Source organism: Streptomyces hokutonensis, from assembly GCF_042751305.1.
In the GTDB taxonomy this organism is placed as follows: Bacteria; Actinomycetota; Actinomycetes; order Streptomycetales; family Streptomycetaceae; genus Streptomyces; species Streptomyces hokutonensis_A.
In genome coordinates, this window is record NZ_JBHYWD010000003.1 from 536,306 (window position 1) to 550,713 (window position 14,408).

A 14,408-nucleotide genomic window follows, 5' to 3' on the forward strand; every position below is an offset into this window, starting at 1 on the left:
GGTCGCATCTCGGTGTGCCAGCACGCCAGGAACCACCGGGGGGGCGTCCCGCCCCTCCGCCCATCCGGCTGGGGGACCCGGTGGTCCCCGTCCACCGGGTCCGCCCCGAGCAAGGGCTCAACCGGCCTGGCCGGTACAGCTCGCGTTGCCGCTCCAGAGGCCGGCGACCGTGTCCGCAACGACATCACCCAACCCAACACGTCTCCGGGCTACTTGGCCCTCGTCGCGACCCCGGGCAACGGCTGTCTGCTCGAGTGGGACAGCGACGGCGACGGCAAACTGGACTCGCAGGACTCCACCGGCACCGCCGTCTACCCGTCGTGGCTGAAGCTGGTCCGCGACGGCACGACCTACCGCGGCTACTACTCCACCGACGACGTCACCTGGAACCTGGTCGGCACCATCGACGTCCCGACCGCCGCGGCCACCCAGGACGTCGGCCTGACCCGGACCCCGCACGCCTCGGGCACCACGGGCGAGGCGGACTTCGAGTCGTTCACGAGCACGCCGTAGCGGTCGGTCGCGGATACGCGCTCGTACGGCGGCTAGACCGGCGCCGTACGGGCGCGCATCTGTGTTTCGGCGGGCGGGAGTTCGGCCGCCGGGAGTTCGACGGTGAACTCGGTGCGGCCGGGGACGCTGGTGACGTCGATGCGGCCGCCGTGGGCGCCGGTGATCGCCGTGGCGATGGCCAGGCCGAGGCCGGAGCCGCCCTCCTTGCCGCCGGAGCGGGCGCGGGAGGCGTCGGCGCGGGTGAAGCGTTCGAAGACGGTGGGGAGGAGGGCCGGGGGGATGCCGGGGCCGTCGTCGCGCACCCGGATGACGACGGTGCGGTCGGCCGTGGCCTCGACGCTCGCGGTGACCGTGGTGCCGACGGGTGTGTGCATACGCGCGTTGGCCAGCAAGTTGGCCAGCACCTGGTGCAGGCGGGCCTCGTCGCCGATCACCAGGGCGGGGGCGTCCAGGGAGAGTTGGAGCTGCCACTCGTGACCGGTGCCCGACGCGCGCGCGTCCCACACCGCCTCGGCGAGCACGGCCGCGAGGTCCACCTCGGCGGACTGCAGCGGCCGGCCCTCGTCGAGCCGGGCGAGCAGCAGCAGGTCCTCCACCAGGCCTGTCATGCGTGCCGACTCGGCGGTGACCCGGCGCCAGGCGAGCCCCGGTTCGATGCGGTCGGTGCCGCGGTTCATCAGCTCGGCGTAGCCCGCGATGGAGGCGAGCGGGGTGCGGAGTTCGTGGCTGGCGTCGGCGAGGAAGCGGCGCATGCGTTCCTCGCTGCGGCGCACCTGCTCCTCGCTGCGCTGGCGTTCGGCGAGCGAGGACTCGACGTGGTCGATCATGCGGTTGAGCGCGGCGCCGACCTGTCCTGCCTCGCTGCCCGGGTCGGTGTCCCGCTCGGGCACCCGGGTCAGCGCGGTGACCTCGCCGTGGCCGAGCGGTGAGCGGGAGACCTCGACGGCGGTGGCGGCGACCCGGCCGAGCGGCCGCAGCTGCCGTCGTACGACCACGGCGCACAGACAGCCCGCCACGGTCAGTCCGACGAGGGCGACGCCCGCCTCGACCGCCACCAGACCGCTGATCATGTGCTGTACGTCGTCCATCGGGAGGCCGGTGAGGACCCGGACGCCATCGGTGTCGAGGGCCGTGAGCCGGTAGGTGCCGAGGCCGGGCACGGACCGGGTGTGCTTCGCGCTGTCGGCGGTGATGCCCGCGAGGGCCGTGCGCTGGGCGGCGGTGAGGTTCTGGGGCGGGGCGTCCTGTCGGACGACGGCCGCGGCGATGATCCTGCCGTTGGCGTCGAACCGTGCGGCGAGCGTCCCGACGGCGTGACCGTTCTCCATGAGGAACCCGAGGTCTCCGTCGAAGCCCGGGTGGTGTTCGGCCCCGCCCAGGCTGCGTTGGGCCGCGTCGCCGACCCGGTCGTCCAAGTCGCCCAGTAGATAGGCGCGTTGGACGAGGACGGTGGTGAGGGACATCGCGGCGCAGACCACCACGAGGGTGGCGCTGATGAAGAGGAGCAGGCGGGTGCGGAGTGAACGGCCGTGCAGGCGGCCTCGGTTGCGGGTCAGGGGGTTCATCTGCCGTCCTCCACGGGCCGTATGGCGTATCCCATCCCCCGGACGGTGTGGATCATCGGTGCGCGCCCCCGGTCCATCTTCCGGCGGAGGCTGGAGATGTAGACCTCGACGAGGTTGCCGCCGCCGTCGAACCCGGTGCTCCACACATGGTCGAGGATCTGCGCCTTGCTCAGCACCTGGCGGGGATGGTCGAGGAGCAGGGTGAGCAGGTCGAACTCCTTGGCGGTGAGCTGGATCGGCTCACCGGCGCGGCGCAGTTCGCGGGTCTCGCCGGAGAGTACGAGATCACCGAGGACCCGTACGGAGTCGTCGGCCGGGAGCCGTTCGCTGCCCGCGCGGCGCAGCAGTCCGCGCAGCCGCAGGACGACCTCCTCCAGGGAGAAGGGCTTGGTGACGTAGTCGTCGGCGCCCGCCTCCAGGCCGTCGAGGCGGTGCTCGATCGCGTCGCGCGCGGTGAGCATGAGGACGGGCAGCCGCGGGTTCTCGTAGCGCAGCCGGCGCAGCACCTGGACGCCGTCCAGGTCGGGCAGCATGCCGTCGAGGACGACGGCGTGCGGGACGCAGCCGCGGGCGATCCGCAGCGCGCTGTGCCCGTCCGGCGCGGGGTAGGGCCGCCAGCCGGCCTCGGTGACCGCGACGGAGAGCAGCTCGGTGAGCGCGGGCTCGTCGTCGACGATGAGCACGCGGACGCGGCTGCTGCGGGACCCGGTGGTGCCAGTCATGTCCGGATTCTGTCCCGGTCCGCTGAGGGAATCCTGTGTTCCACCTGAGGCGCAGCCGTGCGAGCCGGCGGGTGTCCGGGGCGGGGAAAGGGGCGGGCGAGGAGCGAAGGCCCTGGCCCGGCGACCGGCGTCTTCTCCAACTGCCGTGACCGAAGCGGGCGTTGGCACTCTCCGGCCACGTGATTCCCTTGAGCCGCCCTCGCCCCGGCACTCACTCTGATGGCTGGCTTCCCCCTACCGGGCGGAAGCGTTTCCGCGTTCAGGGGAGGACGTCCACCCATGCGAAGACTCCACGCCCTGTGGGCCGTGGCCGGAGTTGCCGGACTGCTCGCGGGGGCCATCGCGCCCGCGACAGCCGCCGCCGGTTCCACGGTTTCCACCCACCCCACGGGCCCGAGCACCGCCCCACCGCAGACCGTCACCCTCATCACCGGCGACACCGTGACCCTCACCGCAGGACCGGACGGCAAGAACGCCGTCGACGTCCGGCGCGGCAAGGGCCGCGAGGCCGCCACCTTCCTCTCCAGCGAGAAGAACGGCGAGATCAGCGTCCTGCCGGCGGACGCGATCCCGCTCATCAAGGCGGGCCGCCTCGACCCGGCCCTGTTCAACGTCACCCAGCTGGTCGAGCAGGGGTACACGGACGCGAAGACCGGCTCCACCCCGGTCATCGCGACATACGGCAAGGGCACCGAGACCCCCGAGGGCGCGCGCCGGATGCTGGCGTTGCCCGGGATCGACGGCGCCGCGCTCAGCGCGAAGAAGTCCACGGCCTTCTGGTCGGACATCGCCCCGGCACTCGGTACCGCGCCGACCGCGAAGGCCGCGAAGCAGCTCGGCGACGGCATCGACAAGATCTGGCTGGACGCCAAGGTGAAGGCGTCCCTCGACGTGAGCGTGCCGCAGATCGGCGCGCCCGAGGTGTGGAAGGCGGGCTACGACGGCACGGGCATCGAGGTCGCGGTCCTGGACACGGGTGTGGACACCGGGCACCCGGACCTGGCCGGGAAGATCGCCGGCTCGGAGAGCTTCGTACCGGACGAGACGGTGCAGGACGGCTTCGGCCACGGCACCCATGTGGCGTCCACGATCGTCGGCTCGGGCGCGGCCTCGGGCGGCCGTTACAAGGGCGTGGCGCCGGGCGCGAAGCTGCTGGTCGGCAAGGTGCTGGACAACACGGGCAGCGGCCAGGCCTCCTGGATCATCGCGGGCATGGAGTGGGCGGCGAACTCCGGCGCGAAGATCGTCTCCATGTCCTTGGGCGGTACGGCCTACGGTCCCTCCGACGTGCTCAGTGAGACAGTCGATCAACTGTCCGCGTCCACCGGCGCGTTGTTCGTGATCGCGGCCGGCAACGCGGGCCCGGGCGAGCAGACCCTGGGCACCCCGGGCATCGCCGACTCGGCGCTGACGGTGGGCGCGGTCGACAAGTCGGACAAGCTGGCCTCGTTCTCCAGCCGGGGTCCGCGCCTCGGGGACTCCGCGGTCAAGCCGGAGATCACCGCACCGGGCGTGAGCATCACCGCGGCCCGCGCGGCCGGCACCAGCATGCCTGGTAGTACACCGGTCGACGACTACTACACGACGGCGAGCGGTACGTCGATGGCCACCCCGCACGTCGCGGGCGCGGCGGCTCTGGTCGCGCAGGCGCATCCGGACTGGACCGGCGAGCAGATCAAGGAGGCGCTGGCCAGCACGGCGAAGACGAACGCCGTCAACTCCGTGTTCGAGCAGGGCGACGGCCGGGTCGACGCCGTACGGGCGGTCGAGCAGGACGTCTTCGCGACCTCGACGCTGAGCTTCGGCAAGTTCGTGGACGGCGACACCGGTGTCGTCAGCAAGGACATCACATACACCAACACCACTGACAGTCCTGTGGAGTTGAAGCTCTCGTCGTCGCTGGCCGACCTCGCGCTGGGTGCGGACACCCTGACCGTGCCCGCGCGGGGTACCGCGACCGTCTCCGTCGGCGTCGACCCGGCGCAGGAGGCCGGGGGCCGGTACACGGGCCGTGTCACGGCGACCGCCGACGGCGGAATCCAGGTCACCACCAGTGTCGGCTTCGAGAAGGCGCCGAAGACGTACAACCTCAAGGTCTCGCTCGTGGACCGCGAGGGCAGACCGTCCACCGGGGCGTCGCTCTTCGCACTCCAGGAGCTGAACGGCGCCTACGACGACCAGTACGGCTTCCTCGGCACCGGCGCGACCTGGCAGGTGCCGGCCGGCACCTACTCCATCGCGACCTGGATCCCGGACCGGGACGGGGCCGGCCTGGCCGTGGGCACGTCGGTCGTCGGCAATCCCGAGATCAAGGTCGACGGCAACACGGCGGTCGTCCTCGACGCCCGCAAGGCCGTGGAGATCAAACCGAAGACCAAGCAGGACTCCGAGTTCCAGGGATTCAGCACCAGTTGGCACCGGGAGGGGCCGGGCACTGCCTGGGGAGTCACCTACAGCCAGGGCTTCTGGACCGACCACATCTATGTGGCGCCGACCCAGCCGGTCACCGTGGGCACCCTGAGCTTCTACGCCAAGTTCCGGCTGTACGCCAAGGAGTTGACGGCGAGCGTCACCAGTCCGGAGAAGACCTCACTGTCCTCGCTCTACTACTCCCAGACGTACAACGACTTCCCGTTGAAGATCAGCGGTGACCACAAGGTGCAGGCGGTGGACGCGGGCGGCGGTACCGAGGCCGACTTCGCGGGGCTCGACGTCAAGGGCAAGGTCGCGGTGGTCGGACTCGGCGCCACCGAGCGGGCGCAGAGCGCGCTGGACAACGCGACCAAGGCCGGGGCGGGTTACCTCATCGCCTACCGCAAGACACCCGGTTTCTGGATCGAGGCCGTGGACCGGGCGACCACCGTCCCGCTGATGATCGCCACCGGCGAGCAGGGCGCCGGACTGGCCGCCCTGCTGAAGACCGGCAAGAAGGTCACGCTGAAGCTGAGCGGCACACCGGTCAGCCCGTACGTCTACAACCTGCTCGCCGCGCAGAGCGGCACCATCACCGCGAACCAGACCTACAGCCTGGACAAGTCCAACACGGTGAAACGGAAGGCCCGTTACTACGGTGCCACGGCCGGCGAGATGGGCGCGGACACCCTGTACACCTTCCGCCCCTGGCAGCGCTTCGGAGTCGACGGCAGCGTGCCCACGCAGTTGGGCACGGAACGCGACGAGTACTACTACGTCGACCCGGACACCCGCACCTGGCACCTCGTCTATCCCAACTCGAAGGCCTACAAGGGCGAGTGGAGCCCGCTGCGCACCTTCACCAAGGCGGGCACCGAGCCCACCGAGGACTGGCTGCGCCAGGTCGTCCGGCCGGGCAGCAGCGAGGAGTACGGCCTCTCGACCCGCACCGGCGACAAACTCGCCTTCTCCGTAACGGAGTTGAACGACTCCACGCCGGGTCACTACGGATACATCGACACCGTCGACGCCACAGCCCAGGGCAAGCTCTACGCGGACGGCCAGTTCGTCGGCGACTCGGCGCGCGGCGGGTACGGCACCTTCGACGTCCCGGCTGCCAAGTCCTCGTACCGCTTCGATCTGGATGTGCAGCGCAAGGCGGCCTGGGCGAAGTACTCCACGAGCACGCACACCGAGTGGACCTTCGCCTCGGCGCACACCGACACCGCGACGGCACTGCCGCTGCTCACCGTCGGTATCACCCCGAAGGACCTCGACCTCCTCAACCGGGCCGACGCCAAGCGGGAGTTGACGGTCGGGCTGCCGGTCGCGAACCAGTCGGGGAGCGTCCGGGCGAACAGCCTGAAGGCCTGGGTCTCCTACGACGACGGCGCGTCCTGGAAGGAGGTGAGTGTCAAGAAGGGCGAGGCACGGTTCAGGCCCGCGAAGGGCGCCACGTCGGTGTCGCTGCGCGTGCGGGCCACCGACCACGACGGCAACAGGATCGACCAGACCGTACTGCGGGCGTTCGGCCTGAAGTAAGCCTGAAGTGACCTGAATTGAACAGACGGCCCGAGCCACTGTAAGGATTCTTAACAAAGAACCCCTACCGTGGCGAGCCATGGTGAACGCTGCACAAGATCCTGCACGACAGACCCCTGCCGCGAGCCCCTGGGCCGCGGTGGGGGTCTCCGCCTTCGACGAGCGGGTGTACCAGTCGATTCTCCATCAGCCCGACGCCGGCGCGGACGGCTGGGCGCTGATGGCCAGGGCGACCCCGGCCGAGCTGAGCGAGGCCTGCGACCGGCTGCTCGCGCTGGGACTGCTCCAACCGCCGGACTCCATGGGCGGGATACGGGCGGTCGACCCGCGGGTGGCGATCCGCGCGCTGATCCGGCGGCGCGAGACGGAGTCCGAACTGATCGCCGCCACCGCCGAGGAGATGGCCACCGCGTACGAGGCCGGGCTGCTGCGCGAGGAGCCGTCCCGGCTGATCGAGGTCGCCTCCGGCGAGGGCGCCATCGCGGCCCGCCTGGAGGAGATGTACGCCCGCGCGGAGCACGAGGTGTGCCTCTTCGACACCCCGCCCTACCTCGCCCCGCCCGCACCGCAGGTGGACCTCCAGGCCGATCTGCTCAAGCGCGGGATCGTCTCGCGCGGCATCTACGCGGCGAGTGCCCTGGAGGATCCGAACACCCTCTCACGCGCCTGGAACATGGTCGAACTCGGCGAGCAGGCCCGGGTGTTGCCGTCCGTACCGCTCAAGTTGCTGGTGGTCGACGGGCGTCGGGCGCTGCTCCCGCTGACCTCGTCGGAGGCGGGCGGCTACTGCGCCGTCGTCGTATGGCACTCGGCGGTGACCGAGGCCCTGCAGAAGCTCTTCGAGCTGGCCTGGCAGCAGGCGACCCCGCTCGGTCGGCCCGCCGGGAACGGTGAACTCTCCGAGGACGAGCAGGCGTTGACGCGGCTGCTGGCGGCCGGGCTGAAGGACGAGGCGGTTGCCCGCCATCTCGGGATCAGTCTGCGCACGCTGCGGCGACGGGTGAGCGACCTCCAGGAACGGCTCGGGGCGGCGAGCCGCTTCCAGCTCGGGCTGCGGGCGGCCCAGCGCGGCTGGCTGTAGCACAACGGCGGAGGGCCGCACCCCCGTCACCGGGGATGCGGCCCTCAACTGCCGTACCGGGTCCGCTAGTTGCGGATCAGGTTGCGCAGCACGTACTGGAGGATGCCGCCGTTGCGGTAGTAGTCGGCCTCGCCGGGGGTGTCGATGCGGACGACCGCGTCGAACTCCACACCGGTGTCGGTGGTGACCTTGACCGTGGCGGGGGTGGTGCCGTCGTTCAGCTCGGTGATGCCGGCGACGGAGAAGGACTCCTCGCCGGTCAGACCGAGGGACTCGGCGGACTGGCCCGCCGGGTACTGGAGCGGGATGACGCCCATGCCGATGAGGTTCGAGCGGTGGATGCGCTCGTAGGACTCGGCGATGACGGCCTTGACGCCGAGGAGCGCGGTGCCCTTGGCGGCCCAGTCGCGGGACGAACCCGAGCCGTACTCCTTGCCGGCCAGGATGACCAGCGGGATGCCCTGCTCGATGTAGTTGCGCGAGGCGTCGTAGATGAAGGAGACGGGGGCGTCGGCCTGCGTGAAGTCACGCGTGAAGCCGCCCTCGGTGCCCGGCGCGACCTGGTTGCGCAGGCGGATGTTGGCGAAGGTGCCGCGGATCATGACCTCGTGGTTGCCACGGCGCGAGCCGTAGGAGTTGAAGTCACGCCGCTCGATGCCGTGCTCGGTGAGGTACTTGCCGGCCGGGGTGTCGGCCTTGATGGCACCGGCGGGCGAGATGTGGTCGGTGGTGACCGAGTCGCCGAGCTTGGCGAGGACGCGGGCGCCGGCGATGTCGGAGACCGGGGTGGTCTCCATCGTCATGCCCTCGAAGTACGGGGGCTTGCGCACGTAGGTCGACTGCGTGTCCCACTCGAAGGTGTTGCCCTCCGGGATGGGCAGCGCCTGCCACTGGGCGTCGCCCGCGAAGACGTCGGCGTAGGACTTGTTGAACATGTCCTCGCCGATGGAGTTCGCGACGACGTCGTTGACCTCGGCCTCGGTCGGCCAGATGTCCTCGAGGTAGACCGGCTTGCCGTCCTGGTCGACGCCGAGCGCGTCCTTGGTGATGTCCACCTTCATCGAGCCCGCGAGGGCGTACGCGACGACCAGCGGCGGGGACGCCAGGTAGTTCATCTTGACGTCCGGGTTGATCCGGCCCTCGAAGTTGCGGTTGCCGGAGAGCACCGAAGTGACGGCCAGGTCATGGTCGTTGACGGCCTTGGAGACCTCCTCGGGCAGCGGGCCCGAGTTGCCGATGCAGGTGGTGCAGCCGTAGCCGACGAGGTTGAAGCCGACCTTGTCGAGGTAGGGGGTGAGCCCCGCCTTGTCGAAGTAGTCGGTGACGACCTTGGAGCCCGGGGCGAGGGTGGTCTTGACCCACGGCTTGCGGGTCAGGCCCTTCTCGACCGCCTTCTTGGCCACCAGCGCGGCGGCGACCATGACGTACGGGTTCGAGGTGTTGGTGCAGGAGGTGATGGCCGCGACGGTGACCGCGCCGTGGTCCAGCTCGTACGTCGAGCCGTCGGGGGCCGTGACGGTGACCGGGTTCGACGGGACGCCGTTTGTGGCGGCCGGGGAGTCGGAGGCCGGGAAGGACTCCTTGCCCGCCTCGTCGTCGTCGGCGACGTAGTTGCGCACGTCGCTCTTGAACTGCTCGGCGGCGTTCGCGAGGACGATGCGGTCCTGCGGGCGCTTCGGGCCTGCGATCGAGGGGACGACCGTGGCGAGGTCGAGCTCCAGCTTCTCGGAGAAGTCGGGCTCGGCGGCCGGGTCGAGCCAGAGGCCCTGCTCCTTGGCGTACGCCTCGACGAGCGCGACCTGCTGCTCGTCGCGGCCGGTCAGGCGCAGGTACTTCAGGGTCTCGTCGTCGATCGGGAAGATCGCGGCGGTGGAACCGAACTCCGGCGACATGTTGCCGATGGTGGCGCGGTTCGCGAGGGAGGTGGCGGCGACGCCCTCGCCGTAGAACTCGACGAACTTGCCGACGACGCCGTGCTTGCGCAGCATCTCGGTGATCGTGAGGACCAGGTCGGTGGCGGTGGTGCCCGGGGTCAGCTCGCCCGTGAGCTTGAAGCCGACGACGCGCGGGATGAGCATCGAGACCGGCTGGCCGAGCATCGCGGCCTCGGCCTCGATGCCGCCGACGCCCCAGCCCAGCACACCGAGACCGTTGACCATCGTGGTGTGCGAGTCGGTGCCGACGAGGGTGTCGGGGTACGCCTGCCCGTTGCGGACCATGACGGTCCGAGCGAGGTGCTCGATGTTGACCTGGTGGACGATGCCGGTGCCCGGCGGGACGACCTTGAACTCGTCGAACGCGGTCTGGCCCCAGCGCAGGAACTGGTAGCGCTCGCGGTTGCGGCCGTACTCCAGCTCGACGTTCTGCGCGAACGCCTCGTGGGTGCCGAACTTGTCGGCGATGACGGAGTGGTCGATGACCAGCTCGGCCGGCGCGAGGGGGTTGATCTTCGCCGGGTCGCCGCCCAGCTCCTTGACGGCCTCGCGCATGGTGGCGAGGTCGACGACGCAGGGCACGCCGGTGAAGTCCTGCATGATCACACGGGCCGGCGTGAACTGGATCTCCTGCGACGGCTGGGCCTGCGAGTCCCAGGTGCCGAGGGCGCGGATGTGGTCGGCGGTGATGTTCGCGCCGTCCTCGGTGCGGAGCAGATTCTCCAGCAGGACCTTAAGGCTGTAGGGGAGCCGGGCCGAGCCCTCCACCTTGTCCAGGCGGAAGATCTCGTACGACTCGTCGCCCACCTGCAGCGTGCTGCGGGCGTCGAAGCTGTTCGCCGACACGACAGTCTCCTTCATTGATGTGCGCGTTCCCACCGCATCCTGCCGTCACGACGTCTTGGCCAATCCGCTAAGGTAAGGCTAAGTTAGGCAAGCCTTACTACTGGATCGGCGGAGTGTGCGGCTGCGGTGCACCTCGGCAGATATCTCGATGTCGAGATAACTCTAGTACACGGGGGCGGATTGGTCATGCCCGGCCGCCCCCACCCCCTCACAACCGGACGAGCCCGTTCACCTCCCCGCATCTATCGAACATGCGTACGATTCGGCGAGGCCCTCGGGAGATACCCGTACGGCTCTGCACGAGGGGGTACCTTGTCCAGGATTTCGAGACGGTCTCTGCTCGCACACTCCGGTACGACCGCCGTCGGCGCGATGGTCGGCGGCGCGGCGGCAGCGCAGCCGGCCCAGGCCGCGGAGGCCGAGGCCGCCGCGGACACCACGGCGGCCGACTTCCCCCGGGGAACACTCTTCACCGGGACGGCCGAACTGGACATCCCCGACTCCTTCCCGGGGCTCACGATCAAGTTCAGCGTCGCCACGATCGAGGTACCGGCGGCCAACGACATCACCCCCACGGACATCGCCGGCCTGCTCAACGACTTGGCCGCCTCCCGGGGCCGGCCGTCGATCACCTTCTACGGCACCCCGGCACCCGCTCCGCTGAACTGACGCCATATCCACGGGACTTCGGGGTACCCGGTGCGGGACGAAAGGGGGCGGGCATGCCGCTCACGTTCCGCAAGAGTTTCCGGATCCTTCCCTGGCTCCGGCTGAACATCAACAAGGGGTCCATGTCGTTCACGACAGGGGGCAAACGCGGCCCGCGGTACACGCGGAGCACTTCAGGACGACGTACGACATCGATGGATTTGCCCGGACCTTTCGGGTGGCGCAAGACTCGCACCAAGAAGGACGACTGACCGGGCGTCACCCGAATGGCCCCCTTGAGAGGCGCCATCTCATATCTGAGATAACCTCGGCCCCATGGCAGACGACTACCTCGTACGTATCGGCAAGCTCATCCGTGACGCCCGCCAGCACCGGGGCTGGACACAGACGCAGCTTGCCGAGGCACTCGGCACCAGTCAGAGCGCAGTCAACCGCATCGAGCGCGGCAACCAAAACATCAGCCTTGAGATGATCGCTCGAATCGGTGAAGCTCTGGACAGCGAAATCGTCTCACTGGGCTATGCCGGCCCGATGCATCTGCGGGTAGTCGGCGGTCGTCGGCTCTCGGGTGCCATCGACGTGAAGACCAGCAAGAACGCGTGCGTGGCACTACTGTGCGCCTCGCTCCTCAACAAGGGGCGCACAGTGCTGCGCCGGGTCGCGCGGATCGAGGAGGTGTACCGCCTTCTGGAGGTACTCGGCTCGATCGGTGTCCGCACCCGCTGGATCAACGACGGCGTCGACCTGGAGATCGTGCCGCCGGCCGAGCTGGAGATGGACTCGATCGACGCGGAGGCGGCCCGTCGCACCCGCTCGATCATCATGTTCCTCGGCCCGCTGCTGCACCGCATGGACAGCTTCAAGCTGCCGTACGCGGGCGGCTGCGACCTCGGTACGCGCACCATCGAGCCGCACATGATCGCGCTGCGCCGCTTCGGCCTCGACATCGCGGCGACCGAGGGTCTCTACCACGCCCAGGTCGACCGGTCCGTCACCCTCGACCGGCCGATCGTGCTGACCGAGCGCGGCGACACGGTGACCGAGAACGCGCTGCTCGCCGCCGCCCGCCACGAGGGCACCACGGTCATCCGCAACGCGTCCTCGAACTACATGGTCCAGGACCTCTGCTTCTTCCTGGAGGCGCTGGGCGTACGGGTCGAGGGCATCGGCACCACCACGCTCACCGTGCACGGCGTGCCGACCATCGACGTCGACGTCGACTACTCCCCCTCCGAGGACCCGGTCGAGGCGATGAGTCTGCTCGCCGCCGCCGTGGTGACGGAGTCGGAGCTGACGGTACGACGCGTCCCCATCGAGTTCCTGGAGATCGAGCTCGCCGTCCTGGAGGAGATGGGCCTCGACCACGACCGCACGCCCGAGTACTTCGCGGACAACGGCCGTACGCGACTGGTGGACCTCACGGTCCGGCCCTCCAAGCTGGAGGCGCCGATCGACAAGATCCACCCGATGCCGTTCCCCGGCCTGAACATCGACAACGTCCCGTTCTTCGCGGCGATCGCGGCGGTCGCGCAGGGCCAGACCCTCATCCACGACTGGGTCTACGACAACCGCGCGATCTACCTCACCGACCTCAACCGCCTCGGCGGCCGCCTCCAACTCCTCGACCCGCACCGCGTGTTGGTAGAGGGCCCGACCCGCTGGCGCGCCGCCGAGATGATGTGCCCGCCGGCTCTGCGCCCGGCCGTGGTCGTCCTGCTGGCGATGATGGCGGCGGAGGGCACGTCCGTGCTGCGGAACGTGTACGTCATCAACCGCGGTTACGAGGACCTGGCGGAGCGGCTCAACTCGATCGGGGCGCAGATCGAGATCTTCCGGGACATCTGAGAAGCAGCCCCGGGGTGCCGCCGTGCCTTCAAAGGTGCGGCGGCACCGCCGTGTTCAGCGCGTACTCCACTTCTGGTTGTCCTGGCCGTTGCAGTCCCAGAGTTGGAGCCGGGTGCCGTTGGCGGTTCCCTGGTCCTTGACGTCCACGCACTTGTTGGCCTGGGGATTGACCAGGTCGTTGCTGGAGTTGAGGCGGAACTGCTGGGCCGGGTTGCCGCTGCACACCGCGATCTGGATCACCGCGCCGTTCGCCGACGAGCCCCAGGCGACGTCCATGCACAGGCCCATCGAGCGGATCGTGCCGTCCGAACGGAAGTCCCACTTCTGCCAGTTCTTGCCGGTGCAGCTGTTGATCTGCAGCGGCGAACCGTCGGCGCCCTTGTGGCCCACCATCTCGATGCACTTGTTGGATGCGTGGCTGTAGATCGTGGTGCCGGGCGCGGTGGTCACCGTCTTGGTGGCCGTGACTTTCGTCGTGGACTTCTTCTTCGAACTCCCGCCCGAGGAAGCCTTCTTGGGGGCCTCGGCGGAGCTGCCCGCGATCACTCCGGCACCGGAACCGGCACCGGCGGCCGCCGCCCCCGCGCCCTTCTTCACCGTGTTCTTGCCGCCGCTCGGGTGCGAGGGGGTCGGCTTCGGCGAGGTCGGGTCCGGGCTGGCAGAACCGTAGGCGCCGGCACCGCTGTCCGTGGTCTGTCCGTTCAACACCGTGCCCGCGTCGGCCACTTGGTCCGACGGCTTCGAGTCCGAGCTCGACCTGCCGAGCAGACCGGACACCAGGAACGGTACGCCGATCAGCAGCGCGCCGGCTATCGCGGCTCCGGCGAGGAGCCCTCGGGAGGGGCGGCCGAAGGCGGGGGCCGCGGCGGCGATGTCCTCGCCGGCTCCAACTCCGCCTCCGGATTCGGCTGTTGCCGCTCCGGCGAGGGCGTCGGGGCCCTGGTCAGGGTTGGCGTGGGTGTCGGGTGCGGCTTCGGGGGTCGCGCCCTCGTCGGTGCCCACGGCGGCTTCCGCAGTGGGGAGTTGGGCCGCTGCGGCGGGCTGCGCGGGAGGTGTCGGCGCCGCTTCCGCCTGCGCCGCGGTCTCCGCGGTGCCGGTGCGGGCGGCCGTCGACTCGCCGCTGGTCTGCGGGAGTGCCGCCGCTTCGGTCTCGGGGGCGCCGCCCGCGGTGGTGTCCGGGGCCGGGGCGGGCTCCGTCCCGCCGGTCGCCGCCTGGTGCTGCGGGCTGTTCTTGCCGGACATGCTGGTCCTTCCAGAAAGGTGATCGGGTGACGACCGG

At 69.9% G+C, this 14,408-nt stretch carries 10 protein-coding genes; 6 read left to right on the forward strand and 4 right to left on the reverse strand.

Annotated features, from left to right (window positions below; genetic code table 11):
• Positions 1-513, forward strand: a 513-nt coding sequence (locus tag ACFXC1_RS12230) for a DUF1349 domain-containing protein (protein WP_463293448.1), incomplete at its 5' end; no start/stop codon positions are given.
• 32 nt (positions 514-545) lie between these two features.
• Here ACFXC1_RS12230 and ACFXC1_RS12235 read toward each other — a convergent pair.
• Positions 546-2,078 (reverse strand): sensor histidine kinase, encoded by a 1,533-nt coding sequence (locus tag ACFXC1_RS12235; RefSeq protein WP_381241854.1) that lies wholly within the window; start codon positions 2,076-2,078, stop codon positions 546-548.
• Positions 2,075-2,800 (reverse strand): response regulator transcription factor, encoded by a 726-nt coding sequence (locus tag ACFXC1_RS12240; RefSeq protein WP_381241856.1) that lies wholly within the window; start codon positions 2,798-2,800, stop codon positions 2,075-2,077. The genes ACFXC1_RS12235 and ACFXC1_RS12240 overlap by 4 nt, the downstream gene beginning before the upstream one ends.
• A gap of 279 nt (positions 2,801-3,079) precedes the next feature.
• Here ACFXC1_RS12240 and ACFXC1_RS12245 point away from each other — a divergent pair, with 279 nt between their 5' ends.
• Entirely contained in the window at positions 3,080-6,754 is a 3,675-nt protein-coding gene (locus tag ACFXC1_RS12245) for a S8 family serine peptidase (protein ID WP_381241857.1), read from the forward strand.
• A gap of 79 nt (positions 6,755-6,833) precedes the next feature.
• Positions 6,834-7,835, forward strand: a complete 1,002-nt coding sequence (locus tag ACFXC1_RS12250; RefSeq protein ID WP_381241859.1) for a response regulator transcription factor — start codon at positions 6,834-6,836, stop codon at positions 7,833-7,835.
• A 65-nt stretch (positions 7,836-7,900) separates the two neighbouring features.
• Here the strand turns inward: ACFXC1_RS12250 and acnA are convergent, their stop codons facing one another.
• A complete protein-coding gene (gene acnA, locus ACFXC1_RS12255) occupies positions 7,901-10,615 on the reverse strand; it encodes an aconitate hydratase AcnA (RefSeq protein ID WP_381241860.1) in 2,715 nt (904 codons plus the stop codon).
• Between the two features lie 312 nt (positions 10,616-10,927).
• On the opposite strand from acnA, the gene ACFXC1_RS12260 reads away from it, so the two are divergent.
• From ACFXC1_RS12260 to ACFXC1_RS12270, 3 genes are all read left to right on the forward strand, one after another.
• Positions 10,928-11,284, forward strand: a complete 357-nt coding sequence (locus ACFXC1_RS12260) for a hypothetical protein (protein WP_381241862.1) — start codon at positions 10,928-10,930, stop codon at positions 11,282-11,284.
• 53 nt (positions 11,285-11,337) lie between these two features.
• The gene (locus tag ACFXC1_RS12265; protein WP_078532723.1) at positions 11,338-11,535 is read left to right on the forward strand and encodes a DUF4236 domain-containing protein; all 198 of its coding nucleotides are present in this window, start codon (positions 11,338-11,340) and stop codon (positions 11,533-11,535) included.
• Between the two features lie 64 nt (positions 11,536-11,599).
• Positions 11,600-13,129, forward strand: coding sequence for a helix-turn-helix domain-containing protein (locus ACFXC1_RS12270; RefSeq protein WP_381241863.1), 1,530 nt, complete (start codon positions 11,600-11,602; stop codon positions 13,127-13,129).
• Positions 13,130-13,183: 54 nt separating this feature from the next.
• On the opposite strand, the gene ACFXC1_RS12275 is transcribed toward ACFXC1_RS12270, so the two are convergent.
• Entirely contained in the window at positions 13,184-14,371 is a 1,188-nt protein-coding gene (locus ACFXC1_RS12275; RefSeq protein WP_381241865.1) for a ricin-type beta-trefoil lectin domain protein, read from the reverse strand.
• Positions 14,372-14,408: the final 37 nt, after the last annotated feature.

Coding starts and splice junctions, on each gene's coding strand:
- ACFXC1_RS12265 (WP_078532723.1), top strand. CDS start 11,338: ATGCCGCTCACGTTCCGCAAGAGTTTCCGGATCCTTCCCTGGCTCCGG.
- ACFXC1_RS12275 (WP_381241865.1), bottom strand. CDS start 14,371: ATGTCCGGCAAGAACAGCCCGCAGCACCAGGCGGCGACCGGCGGGACG.
- ACFXC1_RS12240 (WP_381241856.1), bottom strand. CDS start 2,800: ATGACTGGCACCACCGGGTCCCGCAGCAGCCGCGTCCGCGTGCTCATC.
- ACFXC1_RS12270 (WP_381241863.1), top strand. CDS start 11,600: ATGGCAGACGACTACCTCGTACGTATCGGCAAGCTCATCCGTGACGCC.
- ACFXC1_RS12250 (WP_381241859.1), top strand. CDS start 6,834: ATGGTGAACGCTGCACAAGATCCTGCACGACAGACCCCTGCCGCGAGC.
- ACFXC1_RS12235 (WP_381241854.1), bottom strand. CDS start 2,078: ATGAACCCCCTGACCCGCAACCGAGGCCGCCTGCACGGCCGTTCACTC.
- ACFXC1_RS12245 (WP_381241857.1), top strand. CDS start 3,080: ATGCGAAGACTCCACGCCCTGTGGGCCGTGGCCGGAGTTGCCGGACTG.